Here is a 17,809-nt window from a genome sequence, read left to right as displayed (position 1 = left end):
GGGTAACGTTCGGCAAGGATTCCAAAGACACGAGTAAACACGGTGTCACAGTCGCTGAACTTCTCTTTCGGCGGCACCATTGCAGGTCAGCAAAATTCGTTTGGCGACAAAAATAACGGATGGTCTATGCTTGTCGGCCAATAGGCATGGTTTGTGAATCCTCAGCGAAGCGATGGTGTAAGCGCTCGGATTTTCGGAAATGTCCGGCCAGTCGTTAGTCTATTCGCCTCAGTATTGTATTGTTGGGGAGAAAGGCGCCCTCCAAAGTAGATCAAAAGGAAAAGTCGATGTTAACTATCTCGCTACGCAAGGGATTTTTAAGCGGTTTAGTGGCCTTAGCCTGGCTGTTATTGATGCTGAACGGTTGCCGAGAGGATAGCAAAAGCGTCGCTCCGCCGATGATATATCTGTTGAACCATCAACACTGGACGCCGGTGTTGGTACTGAATTTTACCGATGCCATCGCGCCACCGGATGACAAAAGTTTGCCTTTGAAGGACGGGATTCCGCAACTGGAACCGGCCATGGAGGGTGTGTGGCGGTGGCAGGATCCGTCGCGGTTGGCGTTTTTTCCGGCGAGACAGACGATTACGCCTGATACTAATCTGAAAATTTCTTTGGCTGACGTGAAATTGCATCCCAGCTACAAGCTGGAGCAAGCCGATCTAAAATTCCATACTCCCGAATTGCAAATGATTCGCCACGAATGCCAATGGGTCGATAGTCAAGACGCACCCTTGCGGCGTTCGTTGGAATTTAACTTGGAGTTTAATTATCCGTTAGCCCGTCCTTCTTTCAGCGTCGCGATGGCCAACGGCACGGCGATAGAAATTCGTGCCAGTCAAGGCGTGCGTATTAAGGCCAGTAGCGACCAACTGCTGCGTCCGGCCGAGGATTCTGTTATTAAAGCAAGCTTTAAAGCCGGCAAAGTGTGGTTGCTGGCTGTCAATCAGGCCGCGACCGAAGCTGAATTGGCAACTGGTGCCGAATGCGAGTTGCCGATGATACGGGGGGATTGGGATAAGTTCGATGCGCCGAAAGCCGTTACTCCCAGCGTCACCGATATCTGGGCCAATCAATACGACGGCAAAATCAGTGTTCGGCTCAGAGGTACGGATTTGACAGAGTCTGTCAAGAAAACCAAGGCCGGCGAGCCCGTGGCTGCCGGCGTCCGCATCGTGCCCGAAATGGAAGGCCAATGGTTCTATGGAGAATCCAAAGGCGATGGCGATTTGGTTTTTACCCCGAAGGCGGCGGATGCGTTGAAACCCGGCCAAGCATATGAAGTCAAGCTTGAGCAATCGGCCTTTCCGGCGCTGAAGTTTGAAAAGCCGCAGTATTCTGGCTACGTGACGATGCCGGATCTAACTGTGTCGGTCGGCAACGTTCGGCTTTACAACGACCCGATAGATGCCAAGATTAAACGCGCCACGGCCATCCTGACTTTCAATTATCCACCGCAACGCGATGGTTTGGCCGCCAAAACAGCGGTGTGGTCGCGGCGTTTGCCGGCTAGAACGTTCCAGGATGCGATCGGCTACGAGCTTAGCTACGACGACAAAAATCCCAAACTGGCCTATCTGAAAACCACGGCATTACACTTGGTCGACGATCCGAGCGAAATCAAGATCGTTGTCGATAAAGGCGTCGTTGCCCAAAGCGGCGGCGAGCCGAGCAAGCAGGAAGCAATCGGCGTACTGGCCGTGCCCAGCGCACTGGATTATTTGAAAATAGAAAGTCTGGCTGTCCAAAGTGTCATCAAGCAAGATGACAGTATCGAACGTTTGCTTGTGCTGAAAACCAATATTGCACTGAAAGACCCGGCCGGGTTGGAAAAAGCCGTCGAAGTCTACGTGTTGCCGGATTGCCGGATCAAAAATCCCGTCAGACCCAAGTTTTGCGCCGAAAAAGATGTTGCCGAATGGCAAAGTGCCAATCAGATCGACTCCGACGTCATTAAACTGTCGACGCTGGCGGCGTTAAAATGGCGCGAATCGGGTAGTGAAGATCCTACGGTTCAGCATTTGAGTTTCGCGGCTCCGGAAAATAGCCGGTTGTTGGTCAAGGTCAACAAAGGCATCGAAAGCCTGGACGGTTTTAAACTGAGCGGCGACGCCCGCTATTTACAGGAATTGGGCGCTAATCAACGCGAGCTGAAAATCCTCCACGAAGGTGCCTTGCTCAGTCTCAGCGGCAATAAACAATTGGGCGTTACCGCGCGCGGCGTGCAAAACGTGCACGTGGAGTTGCAAAGGGTGTTACCGCACAACATGCACCATGTCGTGCATTTCACCTCCGGTAATTTCGAAAATCCCAGCTTCAGCCTGCCAATCGAGCATTTCGCCGAGAAATTCGGTTACGACCAGGCTTTACCCGCCGGCAAGGAAATGGAACGCCAGTATTTCGCGGTGGACTTCCGCCGTTTTACTCGCGACAAAGGCTTTCCGCCGCGAGGCTTGTTCATTCTGTCGGTAGGGGAAAAAAAGCCCGAAGCCTCCAAAGCATGTAGCGAAGAAACTTCAGCCGTTGACGATGTTGAAAACGAGAATGCGGAGCTTATCGAGCCGGGCGACGAGGATGAGCAAAGCCAAGCAGAGTGCGCCGGCTCGGCAAGCGAAGTACCAGTGCTCGGCACCGATAAACGTCTGGTGCTGCTGACCGATATGGGGCTGTTGGTTAAAACCGCCTCCGACGGCAAGCAAGAAGTATTTGTAATGTCCTTTCGCAGCGGCCAGCCGGTCGCTGGCGTGCAAGTGTCGCTGCTGGGCAAGAACGGCGTGGCGGTGTTTTCCGGCAAGACCGACGCACAAGGCAAAGTCATCTTTCCGACTACCGAAGGCCTAAAAGATGAAAAAACCCCGACCGTTTATTTGGCAGAGAAAGACGGCGACCTGAGCTTTCTGCCGTTTAACCGCAGCAACCGACAGCTGGATGTGTCGCGCTTCGATATAGACGGCCTGCGCGATAATGCCGACAGCCTGCAAGCCTTTTTGTTCTCGGATCGCGGCATCTACCGGCCCGGCGACACGCTGAAAATCGGTGCGATTTTGCGCAAACGCGATTGGTCGGCGCTGCCGGCCGGTTTGCCTTTGAAAGCCGTTATCAGCGACCCGGAAAATCAGGAAGTCTGGAGCAAAACCTTGAGTTTCGGCGCCGAAGGTTTCGAGGAAATCGCCTGGACCAGTTCAGCCGCCGGCAAGACCGGTACCTATCGCGTGGAGTTGATCGTTGCTGACAAGAGTAAAAAGTCGCTGGGCAGCACCAAGGCCAGAATAGAGGAGTTTCAGCCTGATCGCTTGCAGGTCAAAACCGAGATTCCCGCCGCGCCGGCCAAGGGGTGGCTGTCCCCTGATGCTGCCAAGGCCAAAGTCACGGTCCGCAACCTGTTCGGCACCCCGGCCGAAGGCAATAGCGCCAAACTGCAACTGACCGCAAGGTCTTGGTCAGGCCAGGTGCCGGGTTATGCCGATTACCGTTTCCGGCGTTCTGCGACGGATAGCATCCCTGATGTGCCTCAAGAGTTGGGTGAAACCAAGACCAACGCCCAGGGCGAAGCCGTATTTGACCTGCCTCTGGCAAGCGTTGCCGAACCGGTCTACGAAATAGCGCTGGCCGGGGAGGGCTTCGAGAAAGGCTCGGGCCGCTCGGTGGTGGCCATGACTTCGGCGCTGGTGTCCAAACAGGCTTATATGTTGGGTTATAAACCCGATGGCAGTCTGGATTTCATTGCCAAGGACAGTAAGCGCAAGCTGGATTTGCTGGCTCTGGGCAGCGACTTTCAGCCACGGCAAACCGAAACATTGAATGCCGAGATATTCGAAACCCGCTATGTTTCGACGCTGGTTAAACGCAACGACGGCTTGTATCAATACCAGTCCATGCAACGCCAGGAACTGCGCAAAACTCTGCCGCTGACCTTGACCAAGGGCATGGCCGACTTGATCTTGCCCAGCGACAACCCCGGCCGTTTCTATGTAATCTTCAAAAACACCCAGGGCGAGGAACTGAACCGAGTCGATTACACCATCGCCGGTGCCGGCAACGTCACCCGCAACATCGAGCACAACGCCGAGCTGAATCTGACCCTGAATAAGACCGAGTATCAACCCGGCGAAACTCTGGAAGTACAAATGGTCGCGCCGTATCAGGGCGCGGGTTTGATTACCGTCGAACAGGACGGCGTACTCACCAGCCAATGGTTCAAGACCAGCACCACTGCCTCCAGCCAGCGCGTCGTGTTGCCGAAAAATATCAGCGGCAACGCCTATCTGTCGGTGGCTTTCGTTCGTTCGCTGGATTCGCGGGAAATTTACATGAGTCCGCTCAGCTATGGCGTGGTGCCGTTCAATATCTCCAAACAACGCTATACCCAGGAGATAGCACTTAAGGTGCCGGAGACCGTGCAACCCGGCAAAACGCTGGATGTGGGCTACCGTGTCAAGGAACCGACCAAATTGGTGTTATACGCAGTCGACGAGGGCATTTTGCAGTTTGCCCATTATCAGAATCCGGCACCGTTGGATTATTTCTTCCGCAAACGCGCCTTGCAGGTTAAAAGCCACCAGATTCTGGATTTGATCTTGCCGGATTTTGCCTTGGTACAGCATCTATCTGCGCCGGGCGGCGATGAGGATGCGCAGCTGGGTAAATATAAAAATCCCTTCGCCCGCAAACACAAACCGCCTATGGCGTTCTGGTCCGGCATCATCGACGCTCAGCCTGGCGAACACAGCCTGGCGATTCCAGTGCCGGATTATTTCAATGGCAAAATCCGCGTGATCGCCGTGGCGGCCAATGCCGGCAAACTGGCGGTGCCGGTGGCGAGCAGCGTTGCCAGCCAGGCTTACGTGATCCAGCCGCAGCAACCCTATGTTGCCGCGCCAGGCGACGAGTTCGACATGGGCGTACTGGTCGCCAACAATAGCGGCGCAGCCGGCAATCTGCCCTTGCAAGTCAATGTCGCCGCCGGCGATTCGTTAGAATTGTTGTCACCCAATCCGCAAATTCTGACGCTGGCTCAGGGCCAGGATGGCACGGTGCGTTTCCATGCCAAGGTCAAGGACAACAAACTCGGTCCCGTCGATGTGCATTACCAGGTCTCTGGCGCCGACAAGAGCGCCGACTACCGCGAGGAAATCAGCATCCGGCCGTCGCAACCCTTACTCACGACGCTGCAAGGTGGGGTGCTGACCATAGAGGAACAGCGCAAGGGCAATGTGCGCCAGTTGGACGTGAAACGCGACATGTATGACGCCCAACGGCAGGTGGAGTTTTCAGTGTCCATGACGCCAGCAGCCTATCTGCGCGGCATCGTCGATTATCTGAAACACTATCCTTACGGTTGTACCGAACAGATCACCAGCCAAGCCTTCCCAGCGGTGGTGTTGGGCACCAATCCTGAATTGGGTTTGTCGGCCGACGACGTTCAGCAATTGCTTGGCCGCAGCATTCACACCCTGCAAACCCGGCAGAGGCATGACGGCAGTTTTGGTTATTGGACGGTGGCGGACGAAGGCATGCCGTTTTACTCGATGTATGCCACCCATATGTTGATGGAAGCCAAGGAGCGCGGCCATCAGGTCCCGGAAGCGATGCTGGAACGCGCGCTGGGTTTTGCCGACGAGTATGCCCAATCCCGGCAATACCAATTCCTGCAACACGACGCCAAAGCCTATGCGTTCTATCTGTTGGCTCGAAGCGGCCGGAATGTGGCCGAACGCTTGCGGGCTTTCGAAGCCGATCTGCAGGCGCAAAGCAAAAGCAGCGGAAACGCAATAGCTAGCCGCAGCCGTTTCTTCATTGGTGCCGCCTACAAGCTGCATCATCTGGATCAGGATGCCGACCGCCATTTCGGCGAATTCCAGCGACAATGGAAATCCAGCGGCTTGTTGCCCAAGGACATTCATAACAATCCGGAAGATCTGAGTCTATACCTGTATTTGGTCGGCAAGCACATGCCGGAGTTGATCGACAGTCAGGACCCGCAATTCGGCCGCTATCTGCTGGAGCTGGGCCAGGATTTGGTCAAACAGCGGATGAACTCGTTCCGTGGATCGATGGCTTTGCTGGGCCTGGGCAGCTTGTGGACGCGCTTTGAACAGGATCAGCAAAAAACCTTTACGGTGTTGGCCGGCACGCCGCTGGCACAACTGGCCCTGGAAGGCAAAACCATCAAGAGTGCCATGCTGACGCCGGCGCTGCGGCCTTTGGAAATTCGCGGTGAAGGCAGTTGGAATCTGTACTACCAGCTTAGCGAACGTGGCTACGACAAAGCCGCGCCCGCCACAGCCATCGTCGAAAAGCTCAGCATTACCAGGCAGTTGCTCAACGATAAAGGCGAAAAAGTCGACCACATCGGATTGCAGGACAAGCTGTACGTTCGGGTGGGCCTGCATCCTGATCGGGCGATGAAGGACGTGGCGGTGGTGATGCTGATCCCCGGCGGTTTCGAAATCGACCTGAGCGAGCAAGGCTTGGCCGAGCGCAAGTCGCTGCCTATAGACAAGAAACCGCTCTGGCAGCCGGATTACATCGACGTACAGGAAGATCGTTTAGTGATGTTCGGCGCGCTGGACGGCGGCGAAAAATATTTTGAGTTCCGCTTGAAGCCCTTGAACTCAGGCACTTACAAGGTGCCGCCTGTGTTTGCAGAGGGGATGTATGACAGCGAGATTTTGTTTAGAGGATTGGGGGACGTGGTGAAGGTAGATGAATAATAAAAAAGGAAGATACTTTATGGATGCTGATTGCGTACTCAATTGCTCTTTATCGCTTGGATGCGGGAACGCAACGCAACGGCTAAAGCCGCCGCAATCGTTTACCTATTTATTCCATTTGTTAATGGTATTGACCTTCGTGCATCTGCCGGGCAACCTTGCTCATATCACCAGCTATTGCTCGTTTCGATAAGGATGTACTGGAGGCCTTCCTTGCCAGAGGCTGTGGCTGGCAAACGCGGATGAATGATGCGCTGAAAGGCTGGCTTAATGAGCATGCGGCGGATTAATAAACAGCCATATTGAACAGGATTCCTGGAAGCTCTGGAGTCCAGCTTTATCGAAGGTTTACGTGCGGAAAAAACCTCAAGTAAGGTATGGAAGTGGGGATTGCCTGGTACGAAAATGCCGAAAATTGGGCGGCGGTTAAACGGCGAACGCTGGATGCTGGGTCGCGGGCTGAATTTTTTTTCCAAACTGCTAGGCAACGGTCAGGCAATATTTGCTTAACGGATCAGGTTAGATGCGCCGACAAAATCTCTCAAAATGGAGGTGAATTGTCGCCGCTTGGTCTCTATTTCACCAAAACTAATGAAATTTACCGCCAAGGTTTTGAAATCCTCGCCGGCCAAACGCCTGCTGTTGGCGACGGCTTTACTGACATTGCTGATCTGGCTGGCACAGGGCTTTAGCCCGCAACCGTTGTTGGTCAACCGAGCCAACGGCTCGTATGTCGTGACCGACAACGATGGTCGCTTGCTGCGATTGAGTCTAACGTCCGACGAAAAATACCGGCTGTGGACGCCATTGGCAGAACTGCCGCAATCCTTGCAAGATGCGACGCTGCATTACGAAGACCGCTGGTTTTACCAGCATCCCGGTATCAATCCGGTGTCGCTGTTGCGGGCGGTGTGGAGCAGTTTGATCACGCAAGATCGTCGGATGGGCGCATCGACGTTGAGCATGCAATTAGCGCGGCAGCGCTGGCGCTTGAAGACCGATACCGTAGACGGCAAGTTAAAGCAAATGGCTTATGCCTTGTGGTTGGAGCGGCATTTCACTAAAACGGCATTGTTGGAAGCCTATCTTAATCTGGCGCCCTATGGCGCCAACATTGAGGGCGCCGGCGCGGCGGCCTGGGTTTATTTCCACAAGCCGGTTTCGGCGCTCAATCAAGACGAGGCGCGGGCTCTGGCGCTGATACCGCAAAACCCCCACGCAAGGGCACCTATGAATCCTGCTGCACGGCAAAGGCTGCACTTGGCCTGGCAGGCGGCATACGGTAACGATCCCGGATTCGACCGTCTCTGGTTCAGGTCGCGTAAGGAGCTGCCGTTCGGCGCGCCACATTTCGCCGAACGATTGCATAGTCTACATCCTGAATCGGCAACCTTGTCGTCAACGTTGGATGGCACCGTGCAGGCACTAAGCGAGGAATTGCTGGGCGGTTTTCTGCGTCAACATAGATTACAGGGCGTAGCCAACGCCAGTGTGATGGTGGTGCATGTGCCGAGTATGGCGGTGTTGGGCTATGTGGGTTCGGCGGATTATTTCAACGCCGATATTCATGGTTACGTCAATGGCTTGAAATCGCCGCGTTCGCCAGGATCTACCTTGAAGCCCTTCATTTATGCTCAGGCCATCACTCAAGGTCTGATCACTCCGGATACTCGTCTAAAGGATACGCCGTTGCGTCTGGGCGACTACCAACCGGAAAACTTCGAGCGTAACTTCTACGGCCCGCTGTCGGCCACCGAGGCCTTGGTGCGCAGCCGAAATATTCCGGCTATCAGCCTGTTGGCGCAGTTGCAAAAACCGACGTTTCACCAATTTCTACTTCAGGCCGGCATAAATATCCCCAAACAGGCCGCCAATTACGGGCTGAGTCTAGCGATAGGTGGAGCAGAGATCTCCATGGAGGATTTAATGAAACTGTACGGCATGTTGGCCAATGCCGGTGAGTTGCGGGAATTACGGTGGTTGAATCAGGAGGATCAACCTGCAGGTAAGCCGCTGTTGACGCCGGAATCGGCGTTTCTAGTCGGCGAAATGCTGGAAAGCAATCCACGCCCGCAACGCAGTTTTGGCGGACGCAGTTTCGGTCGACAACGGGCCGTCGCGTGGAAAACCGGTACGTCTTCCGGCCTGAAAGATGCCTGGGCCATAGGCGTCATGGGCGATTTGCTGGTCGGTGTCTGGGCCGGCAATTTTGACGGCAGCCCCAACCGCCACTTGGTCGGACGAGAATTGCTAGGGCCGCTGTTGTTCGATATTCTGGATGCCGTCGCCATGGAACGGCCGAGTCCTGTCGATAAAATTCCGCCACCTGGGTTGAAACGCATCGAAATCTGCCCGTTGTCGGGACAACCGGTATCTGATTGGTGCCCACATCGCAAGGAAGGCTGGATTATTCCAGGCGTGTCGCCAATTAAAACCTGCACCTTGCATAGATCGATACGTATCAACCCGGCCAACGGCTTACGAAAGTGCCCGGAAGACGATACGCCAGGCGAAACCCGTGTCGCTGAATTTTGGGATAGTGACGAGTTGGAGGCGTTCCGTCAGGCCGGCATCCGCCATGACAATCCGCCACCTTTCGAACGCTTATGCGAGCAAAGTCCATCGGTCGATGTGGTAATCGATTCGCCCAAAATAGTGTCTCCGCAACCAGGGGTGAGCTATCCGGTACGCGGCGGGCAGCAAAACGGCATTGAATTCAGCGCTATCGCCGCCGGTGGTCAGCATCGTTTATTTTGGTTTGTAGACGATAGTTTTGTGGGTGAAGGTGCTACTGTGTTGTGGCCGGCGAAACCCGGCCGCGTCGAGATCGTCGTGGTTGACGATCAAGGGCGCTCGTCAAGTTTAGTGGTTGACGCAACACGGGTAGAATAGGCTACGAGTTACTCTACACTAGCGAGGTTTAGGTGTTGGCCGTCACTCAATAATATGGGTTTGAAAGCACGGTTTATTTGATTTCGGAATGCAACGCTAATCAGGCGTCTGCTCGGCTTCTGACAAACAGTATACATAAATCGTCGCGCCAATCACCGCCGCTTGGCCCATTAATAAATTCACGATAGGCAAGGTCAAGCCCAGACCGGTCAAGCCGCCGAAGCTTAATACCCCCCAACGGGTTTGCTGCATGAATTGTTTCTGTTCGGGAAACGGCAGGCCGCGTTCTTCCAGCGGATACGCCAGAAATTCCATGGCGATACCCCAGGCGGCAAATACCGCCCAGATAAAGGGGGCGATCAAATTGACGACCGGAATCAAAAATAGCAGCAGCAGTGGCAAGATGCGCAGCAACAAATAGCCGACCCGCCGCAATTCACCAAAAAACACCTTGTCCCAGGGCAGATCGGCTTTTGCAATGCTGCCGCCGCTGATCAATTGCAGCGTCTTAGCCGCTAGCTGGCTGTAATACGGCGCGGCGATCAGGTTGGCGAACAGGGTGAAGGTAAAGAAGCCGATCACTAAAAAGCTGACAAAAAACAGCGGCCATAAAATCCAATTCAGCCAGGACAACCAGTCCGGGATAAAGGAATGTATCAAAGCCGATACCGAATGGTAGCCCAGCACGAAGGCGCCGGTGTACAACACCATATTGATGAACAAGGGTATCAACAGGTATTTGCGCAGTTCGGGGTGGGTGAGCATTTTCACGCCCTGCCACAAGCAGGTCAGCGCAAAGACAGGGTTATTGCCGCGCGGTATGTTTAACATGGTGCCAAACTCCTTACCCCGTGCAGACCGGGGTCGATAACCACGCCGCGTTCGGTGACGATGGCGCTAATCAGGGCGGCTGGGGTGACGTCGAATACCGGGTTCCAGGCGTTCACCAGCGAGCCGTCGTTTAAGTAACAATCCGCCAACAATTCTTTGGGATTGCGTTGTTCTATTTCGATACTGTCGCCATTCTCCATGCTGAAGTCGAAGGTGGAAGAGGGCGCGGCCACCATCATTTTTACCCCGTGTTGTTTGGCCAAAACCGCCAGCGAATAGGTGCCAATCTTGTTGGCGACGTCGCCGTTGGCGGCGATGCGGTCGGCGCCGACGATGATCCAGTCGATTTTGCCGGATTGCATCAGCCAGGCTGCCGCCGAATCGGCGATCAGCGTGGCGGGGATGCCGTCTTGCGCCAGTTCCCAAACGGTCAGACGAGCGCCTTGCAGCCAGGGCCGGGTTTCGTCGGCGTAGACGTTTTGCAATTGACCGCGCTTGTGCAAACTGCGAATCACGCCCAGCGCGGTGCCGTAACCGCCGGTGGCCAACGCGCCGGCGTTGCAATGCGTCAATACCGCTTTAGCATTGCCGATGACATCCGCGCCGCGCTCGCCCATCGCGTGGTTGGCAGCGATGTCCTCGGCGTGGATTTGCTCGGCCAATTGAGTCAATGCGGCGACGGGTTCCGGCGGATTTTGCGCTAGCAGGCCGCGCATTTTATCCAGCGCCCAGAACAGGTTTACCGCCGTCGGCCGGGACGCGGCGAGTTGTTGAATGTCTTGTGCAACGGCAGCTTGCCAATCGGCTTGCGGATAGTGCCGCAGCGCCGATAGCACTACCCCGTAAGCCGCGGCGATGCCTATGGCCGGGGCGCCGCGCACCCGCATTGAGGCAATGGCCTCGGTAACGCCGGCGGCATCGTTGTATTCGTCGTAGGTGATGGTTTCCGGCAGCAAGCGCTGGTCCAGCACTTTCAGGCTGTGTCCGCTCCATTGCAAGGCTTGTACGGAAAGTTTTTGCGTTGTAGTCATGATGATTTCGTCTAAATCTATATTTGAGGAGGTTATGAAATGCCCGGCAACTGCTCTTTTCCCTATGCGCTTGAGGTAAAAGCGCGGCCAATTTGCGTTGAAAAGGCAAATCAGATGCGGCGGTAGTCCGTTGTACGAGTGCTATTTTAAGGTGTTTTTGCACTTACTGCCGGGGGATATTGACTTCCCGTTGGCTGCGATCCGTGTCGATACGATGGCGGGCCGCTGGGTTTTCGCGCAGGCGAGACGGTAAAGCGCCCCCGTCCCATTCCGGCATCATGACGTTCAGCAAAATTAAATTGGGGTGTGGGTCGGAGTGGGTGGCGGCCTGCGCTGTTCTCCGCAGGCGAGCAAGCCGGCTAACGAGGTATAATCGCCGCTTTGCATATCGGGAGAACCCATGCTGGTCGACCTTCTCATTCAAGCCCGTTGGATAATACCGGTAGAGCCGGCGTCCGAAATCCATGAGCACGCCAGTCTTGTGATAGATGACGGCAGAATTGTCGATTTGTTACCGACTGAGCAGGCCATGTCAAAGTACCAAGCCCGACAGCTCGAAGTGTTGGATCAGCACGCACTGATTCCGGGTTTGATTAACTGCCATACCCACGCCGCGATGTCCTTGCTGCGCGGGATTGCCGACGATCTGCATCTGATGGATTGGCTGCAAAACCATATCTGGCCGGCCGAACAAAAATGGGTCAGCGAAGCGTTTGTCAGAGATGGCACCGATCTGGCGATTGCCGAGATGCTGCGCTGCGGTACGACTTGTTTTAATGACATGTATTTCTTTCCGGAAATCGTCGCGCAGCAAGCCATGCAACACGGCATACGCGCCAATATCGGTTTGATCGTGTTCGATTTTCCGACCGTCTGGGCGGAAAACGCGGATGCCTATCTGACCAAGGGTTTGGCGCTGCACGAGCAACTCCGGCACGAAACTTTGATCAGCACCTCGTTTGCGCCGCACGCGCCATACACCGTGTCGGACGGACCGTTGCGTAATGTCATCACCTACGCCGACGAGATGAACTTGACGGTGCATATGCACTTGCACGAAACCGCGCACGAAGTCGATGAGCAAAAAGGTAAAAACGGCCAAACGCCGCTACAGCGTTTGCATGAACTGGGTTTGTTGACGCCATCGTTTATAGCGGTGCATATGACGCAATTGTCCAGCGAGGACATCCAACTTTACGCGGAAACCGGCGGCCACATCGTGCATTGCCCGGAATCCAATTTGAAATTGGCTAGTGGCTTTTGTCCGGTGTCGGCGTGTCTGGCTGCGGGTATCAATGTGGCCTTGGGCACCGACGGTGCCGCCAGCAATAACGATCTGGATATGCTGTCGGAAATGCGTACCGCAGCCTTGCTGGGTAAGGGGGTAGCAGGCGATGCCAGCGCGGTATCGGCGACGACAGCGTTGGAAATGGCGACTATTAACGGCGCCAAGGCCTTGGGTTTGGACGCTGAAATCGGTTCACTGGTTATCGGCAAAGCGGCCGACGTGGTAGCGATAGATCTGAGTGAACTGGAAACTCAACCCTTGTTTAATCCGCTGGCGCAAATCGTCTATGCCGCCGGCCGGCATCAGGTGACTGATGTTTGGATTAACGGCAAGCAGTTGCTGCGCAAGCGCGAATTGACCTCGTTTGATGTTCCGGCTCTGCGACAAAAAGTCACACTTTGGCAAGAACGCTTGCAAGAACATCCAGCGAATTAATCGTTTTTTTATAAGTCGCCAAGAAGCCTTGTGACAGGCCATTTAAGCCGTGGTACTGAATTCAACATCAGGGCCGGAAGTTGGCGCATGACGAATAACCTAGTAATACAGTAAACTATAGCCCCATGAACAGGTTGGCATTATGACAGCGACAGAAAACGTACATCCTCACGAAATTCATAAGTTCGGCTCGCAAGCCGAGCGTTGGTGGGATCCGAACGGCGAATTTAAAACCTTGCATGACGTCAATCCTTTGCGTTTGCAGTTCATTCAGCAATACGCCGATTTGTCAGGCAAGCGGGTGGTGGATGTCGGTTGCGGCGGCGGGATTCTTACCGAAGGTTTGGCGAAAGCCGGCGCGGATGCCTTGGGTGTGGATTTAAGCGAAGACTTGCTGGATATTGCCGATTTGCATGGCCTGGAAACCGGCGTCAACGCCAGTTACCGCAAAATCAGCGCCGAACAACTGGCCGAGGAACAGCCGGCCGGCTTCGATCATGTCACCTGCATGGAAATGCTGGAGCACGTGCCTGATCCGGCATCCATCATTGCCGCGTGCGCAACACTGGTTAAGCCCGGCGGCATGGTGTTTTTCTCGACATTGAATCGGGTGCCGAAAGCCTGGTTGCTGGCAATTGTCGCGGCCGAGCATGTGCTGAAAATGGTACCCAAAGGCACGCACGACTATAAAACCTTTATCAAACCTTCCGAGCTTGGGCAAATGGCTAGAAACGCCGGACTGGAACTGCAAGGGATGGTCGGTATCGAATACAGTCCGTTTAGCAAGCGCTTTAGTTTGGGTAAAGATATAGACGTCAACTATATAGCGGCGTTTCAGCGCCCCGAGTAACGCAGCATGACTGGATTTAAACTGGATTGCGTGCTGTTTGATCTGGACGGGACCTTGGTCGATACCGCACCCGATCTGATCGCCTGTTTGAACAAGACGCTGCTGGCCCACGGTTTTCCGGAAGCGCCAACAGAGTCAGTGCGTCCGTTCATTTCCCATGGTGCCATGCCGATGATCAAGCATTGCGTTAGCGTTGAAGACAGCTTGGCGCAGCAGATGCTGGCCTTTATGCTGGATACCTACGAACAGAATATCGCTGAACACAGCCGCTTCTTCCAGGGGATTGCCGATAGTTTGGAAGCGATAGAACAACTGGGTTTGAAGTGGGGCGTAGTCACCAATAAAAAGTCCCGTTTTACCGTGCCCTTGATGGAGGCGATGCAACTCAGCGACCGAGCCGCCTGCATTATCAGTGGCGATACCACTGCCAATAGCAAGCCGCATCCGGAACCGATGCTGGCCGCTTGCCGCCAAGCCGGGGTGTTGCCGGAAAATTGCGTGTATATCGGCGACGCGATACACGACATTACCGCCGGTAAACGCGCGAATATGAGAACCCTGGCGGCACTATACGGTTATTTGCAAAGCGACGATCAGCCCGACACCTGGGGTGCCGACGCCTTGATCGAACAGCCGCCACAATTGATGGAATGGATACACGCTAATTTATGTCATTAAGCAATAAGGTTTTACTGATTACCGGTGCCGGCGGCGGTCTGGGCGGCACGGCGGCGCTGGCATTAGCCGGGCAGGGCGCGCAAATCATTCTGTTGGATAAAAGCATCCCCAAGCTGGAAAAAGTCTACGATGCGATTGTGGCTGCCGGCGGCCCGGAACCGGTGATGTATCCCTTCGATCTGGCCGGTGCCAGTGAAGCGCAATACGAAGAAATGGCCGAAGCGATAGCCCAGCGCTACGGCGCTTTGCATGGCGTATTGCATGCGGCCGTGGAGTTTAGCGCTTACAGCCCCATCGCCAATTACAAAACCAAGGATTGGGGACATGCCTTAAACGTCAACCTCAGTGCGCCTTTCCTGTTGTGTCGGGTGTTATTGCCCTTGCTGCAACGCAGCGAGCACGCTTCTATTGTGTTTATTTCCGATTCCTCGGCGCGTAAAGTCCAGGCTTATTCAGGTGCTTACGGCGTAGCGAAAATCGCGCTGGAAGGTCTTGCCGGGATTTTGGCCGCGGAACTGGAAGCAGCAGGAAAAATCCGTGTTAATACTTTGGTACCGGGACCGGTGGATTCACCTTTGCGGAAGAAAGCTTTCCCTGCCGAAGATAAAACCAGGCTGCCGAGCATGAACAGCTTGGACCCGCTGTATGTTTACTTATTCAGCGACGCCAGTATCGGCAAGACCGGTCAAATTATTGACGCCCAAACTTTCAAACCTTAAGAAACTTATGGCAGACAGAGAAGTTGTATTTTTAACCCGCGACGTCAACATTGTTACCATTCCGGACGGTAACCACGGCACTTTGAATAAAGGCCAGGAAGTCACAATACACCAGGCCTTGGGCAGTAATTACACCGTGGTGACCGATTACGGCCACATGGTACGGATCGCCGGTATCGACGCCGATGCCTTGGGCAAGGAAACCCAGCATTTGCATACGCTGGTGTCGGAAACCGACAGCAAGGCGGTGGAAAAAAACTGCTGGGAAGTGATGAAAACCGTCTACGACCCGGAAATCCCGGTCAATATCGTCGATTTGGGTTTGGTTTACCATTGCAGTGCCAAGCCTAACGCCGATGGTGGCAACGATGTGCATATTCAGATGACCTTGACCGCGCCCGGATGCGGCATGGGCCCGGTGATCCAAAGCGACGTGGAAAAATGCATCCGCGCCTTACCCGGCGTTAGTTCGGTTGATGTCGAAGTGGTGTTAGATCCGCCTTGGTCGCGGGAAATGATGTCGGAAGTCGCGCAAGTACAGTTGGGTTTGTTTTAAAAGTCGGCAAAGAGAGGCGGCGGCAGCTAAGCGGCGGAAAATTGCCGCTTGCTGAAGAAAACTGCGGTTGTTTGTGTTTAAGTAATTGTATTTTATAGCTATAAAATAATTGGCACGCTCTTGGCTTTATTCTCCTTGAAGTTTGATTCAAGACTCGGGGAACCGTCATGAGAGATAAAGCAGCCGATTTAGCGATAGTCAGTAATAAAACCTTTGAAGCGTCAACCGCTGTCAATTTGCATCACTACGATATCAGTAGTGCTTTGCAGACTTCATTGGAATTCAACGAGTTGATCGCCATTTTCTGCGACAAAATTCAAAATACCATTCCGCATAACGGCTTTGAATACATCAACGAAGATTTCGATTTGGAATTCAAACGCGGCGTGATGGCCCGCCACTCTTGCAGCTATGCCCTAAAAGTCGAAGAGCAGCAGCTGGGCGAGTTGAAACTAACCCGTAGCAATCGCTTCAGCAAAGACGAATTAAAAATGCTGGAAAGCCTGTTGTGTTGCCTGATTTACCCGCTAAGAAATGCCACTTTGTTTCAGCAAGCATTGAAAATGGCATTCACCGACCCTTTAACCAAAACCAATAACCGCACCGCGTTTAACGACTGTTTGCTGCGCGAAATCAAACGTGCGCATCGTAATTCGCAGCATTTGTCGGTGATTTTTGTGGATGTCGATCACTTCAAGCATATCAACGACGATTACGGGCATGCCTGCGGCGATTTGGCTCTGTCCTCATTGGCCGGCTGGTTGAAAGACAGTGTGCGCGGCAGCGACGCGGTGTTTCGTTACGGCGGCGAAGAGTTTGTGATTTTGCTGAGCGATACCGACATCGACGGTGCGATGGTGATAGGCGAGCGCATCCGCGCAGATATTGAATCGCACACTTTGGCTTATGGCATGGACGTGTTGAATCTTACCGCCAGTTTGGGCGTTGCAGCCTTAAAAGGTAGCGATAGCCCGGAATCCTTGCTCAAACGAGCCGATGCCGCGATGTATCAAGCCAAACAACGCGGTAGAAACCGGGTAGAAGTGGGATATTGATTCGGTTTTCGCACTGCGGCGATCAGACCGAGGTTGCCGCTTAACCCACTTTAAAGCGATAGCCCACACCCGACTCGGTCAGCAAATATTTCGGCTGAGTCGGATCGCTTTCCAGCTTTTGCCGCAATTGGCTCATATAAATCCGTAAATAATGCGGATTTTCCTGATACGACGGCCCCCAAACTTCCTTCAAAATTTGCTGATGCGTCAAAACTTTGCCGGCATGCTTGATCAGCACGCAGAGCAAGCGGTATTGAATCGGCGTCAGATGAATGTCGTTGCCATCGACGCTGACTACCCGGTTGCGTAAATCCACTTTCAGTGCATCGACGACAAACACCTCGTCCTGAGCATGTTCCGCCGGTCGGCTGGCATGTCGCAAAGCCACCCGTATGCGCGCCAACAGCTCGCCGAATCCAAACGGCTTGGTTAGGTAATCGTCCGCGCCGGCGTCCAAGGCGTCGATTTTTTGCTGTTCGTTACTGCGCGCCGACAGCACGATGATAGGCACGGCCGACCAGCTGCGCACACTCTTGATCACCTCGACGCCATCCAAATCCGGCAAGCCTAAATCCAGAATCAGCAAATCCGGTTTACGCACGCCGGCTTCAATCAGGCCTTGTTTGCCGGTCTCGGCTTCGAATACCGCAAAGTCGTGCGTCGCCAGACTGGTACGCAAAAAGCGCCGGATCGGTGGATCGTCTTCGATCACGATAATAACGGGATGCGTTTTAGCCATGGCCAAAATCCAGTGGGAT

At 54.2% G+C, this 17,809-nt stretch carries 13 protein-coding genes; 10 read left to right on the top strand and 3 right to left on the bottom strand.

Going from position 1 to position 17,809, the window contains the following annotated elements:
- Positions 1–287 precede the first annotated feature (287 nt).
- From DDY07_RS10530 to pbpC, 4 genes are all read left to right on the top strand, one after another.
- On the top strand, positions 288–6,716 hold the full coding sequence (locus tag DDY07_RS10530; protein ID WP_171695852.1) for an alpha-2-macroglobulin: 6,429 nt from the start codon (positions 288–290) through the stop codon (positions 6,714–6,716).
- Positions 6,717–6,874: 158 nt separating this feature from the next.
- A complete protein-coding gene (locus DDY07_RS10525) occupies positions 6,875–7,006 on the top strand; it encodes a BrnA antitoxin family protein (protein ID WP_216614739.1) in 132 nt (43 codons plus the stop codon).
- Positions 7,007–7,093: 87 nt separating this feature from the next.
- Positions 7,094–7,408, top strand: coding sequence for a hypothetical protein (locus DDY07_RS10520; protein WP_171695851.1), 315 nt, complete (start codon positions 7,094–7,096; stop codon positions 7,406–7,408).
- Positions 7,308–9,608 carry a penicillin-binding protein 1C gene (pbpC, locus tag DDY07_RS10515; RefSeq protein ID WP_171695850.1) on the top strand — a complete coding sequence of 767 codons (2,301 nt, stop codon included), beginning with the start codon at positions 7,308–7,310 and terminating at the stop codon, positions 9,606–9,608. Before DDY07_RS10520 ends, pbpC begins: the two co-directional genes overlap by 101 nt.
- Positions 9,609–9,704: 96 nt before the next feature.
- Here the strand turns inward: pbpC and cysZ are convergent, their stop codons facing one another.
- Positions 9,705–10,439, bottom strand: coding sequence for a sulfate transporter CysZ (gene cysZ / locus DDY07_RS10510; protein ID WP_171695849.1), 735 nt, complete (start codon positions 10,437–10,439; stop codon positions 9,705–9,707).
- Positions 10,433–11,470 carry an S-methyl-5-thioribose-1-phosphate isomerase gene (gene mtnA, locus DDY07_RS10505; RefSeq protein ID WP_171695848.1) on the bottom strand — a complete coding sequence of 346 codons (1,038 nt, stop codon included), beginning with the start codon at positions 11,468–11,470 and terminating at the stop codon, positions 10,433–10,435. Before mtnA ends, cysZ begins: the two co-directional genes overlap by 7 nt.
- Before the next feature lie 400 nt (positions 11,471–11,870).
- Here mtnA and DDY07_RS10500 point away from each other — a divergent pair, with 400 nt between their 5' ends.
- From DDY07_RS10500 to DDY07_RS10475, 6 genes are all read left to right on the top strand, one after another.
- The gene (locus tag DDY07_RS10500; protein WP_171695847.1) at positions 11,871–13,193 is read left to right on the top strand and encodes a TRZ/ATZ family hydrolase; all 1,323 of its coding nucleotides are present in this window, start codon (positions 11,871–11,873) and stop codon (positions 13,191–13,193) included.
- A gap of 142 nt (positions 13,194–13,335) precedes the next feature.
- Positions 13,336–14,043, top strand: coding sequence for a bifunctional 2-polyprenyl-6-hydroxyphenol methylase/3-demethylubiquinol 3-O-methyltransferase UbiG (gene ubiG / locus DDY07_RS10495; RefSeq protein WP_171695846.1), 708 nt, complete (start codon positions 13,336–13,338; stop codon positions 14,041–14,043).
- A 6-nt stretch (positions 14,044–14,049) separates the two neighbouring features.
- Positions 14,050–14,721 carry an HAD family hydrolase gene (locus DDY07_RS10490; RefSeq protein WP_171695845.1) on the top strand — a complete coding sequence of 224 codons (672 nt, stop codon included), beginning with the start codon at positions 14,050–14,052 and terminating at the stop codon, positions 14,719–14,721.
- Positions 14,712–15,440: an SDR family NAD(P)-dependent oxidoreductase gene (locus DDY07_RS10485; protein WP_171695844.1), complete on the top strand. Its 729-nt coding sequence runs from the start codon at positions 14,712–14,714 to the stop codon at positions 15,438–15,440. The genes DDY07_RS10490 and DDY07_RS10485 overlap by 10 nt, the downstream gene beginning before the upstream one ends.
- Before the next feature lie 7 nt (positions 15,441–15,447).
- Complete coding sequence (sufT, locus tag DDY07_RS10480) at positions 15,448–15,996, top strand: putative Fe-S cluster assembly protein SufT (RefSeq protein ID WP_171695843.1); 549 nt, start codon at positions 15,448–15,450, stop codon at positions 15,994–15,996.
- 167 nt (positions 15,997–16,163) lie between these two features.
- Entirely contained in the window at positions 16,164–17,051 is an 888-nt protein-coding gene (locus tag DDY07_RS10475; protein WP_171695842.1) for a GGDEF domain-containing protein, read from the top strand.
- Positions 17,052–17,091: 40 nt separating this feature from the next.
- Here the strand turns inward: DDY07_RS10475 and DDY07_RS10470 are convergent, their stop codons facing one another.
- Positions 17,092–17,790, bottom strand: a complete 699-nt coding sequence (locus DDY07_RS10470; RefSeq protein WP_171695841.1) for a response regulator — start codon at positions 17,788–17,790, stop codon at positions 17,092–17,094.
- Positions 17,791–17,809 lie beyond the last annotated feature (19 nt).

Origin of the sequence: Methylomonas sp. ZR1 (assembly GCF_013141865.1) — a bacterium.
GTDB lineage: Bacteria > Pseudomonadota > Gammaproteobacteria > Methylococcales > Methylomonadaceae > Methylomonas.
Note: the sequence above shows the minus strand (reverse complement) of the source record. Positions and strands in the feature narration are given on the sequence as shown.

Coding starts and splice junctions, on each gene's coding strand:
- DDY07_RS10530 (WP_171695852.1), top strand. CDS start 288: ATGTTAACTATCTCGCTACGCAAGGGATTTTTAAGCGGTTTAGTGGCC.
- DDY07_RS10520 (WP_171695851.1), top strand. CDS start 7,094: ATGGAAGTGGGGATTGCCTGGTACGAAAATGCCGAAAATTGGGCGGCG.
- pbpC (WP_171695850.1), top strand. CDS start 7,308: ATGAAATTTACCGCCAAGGTTTTGAAATCCTCGCCGGCCAAACGCCTG.
- cysZ (WP_171695849.1), bottom strand. CDS start 10,439: ATGTTAAACATACCGCGCGGCAATAACCCTGTCTTTGCGCTGACCTGC.
- mtnA (WP_171695848.1), bottom strand. CDS start 11,470: ATGACTACAACGCAAAAACTTTCCGTACAAGCCTTGCAATGGAGCGGA.
- DDY07_RS10500 (WP_171695847.1), top strand. CDS start 11,871: ATGCTGGTCGACCTTCTCATTCAAGCCCGTTGGATAATACCGGTAGAG.
- ubiG (WP_171695846.1), top strand. CDS start 13,336: ATGACAGCGACAGAAAACGTACATCCTCACGAAATTCATAAGTTCGGC.
- DDY07_RS10490 (WP_171695845.1), top strand. CDS start 14,050: ATGACTGGATTTAAACTGGATTGCGTGCTGTTTGATCTGGACGGGACC.
- DDY07_RS10485 (WP_171695844.1), top strand. CDS start 14,712: ATGTCATTAAGCAATAAGGTTTTACTGATTACCGGTGCCGGCGGCGGT.
- sufT (WP_171695843.1), top strand. CDS start 15,448: ATGGCAGACAGAGAAGTTGTATTTTTAACCCGCGACGTCAACATTGTT.
- DDY07_RS10475 (WP_171695842.1), top strand. CDS start 16,164: ATGAGAGATAAAGCAGCCGATTTAGCGATAGTCAGTAATAAAACCTTT.
- DDY07_RS10470 (WP_171695841.1), bottom strand. CDS start 17,790: ATGGCTAAAACGCATCCCGTTATTATCGTGATCGAAGACGATCCACCG.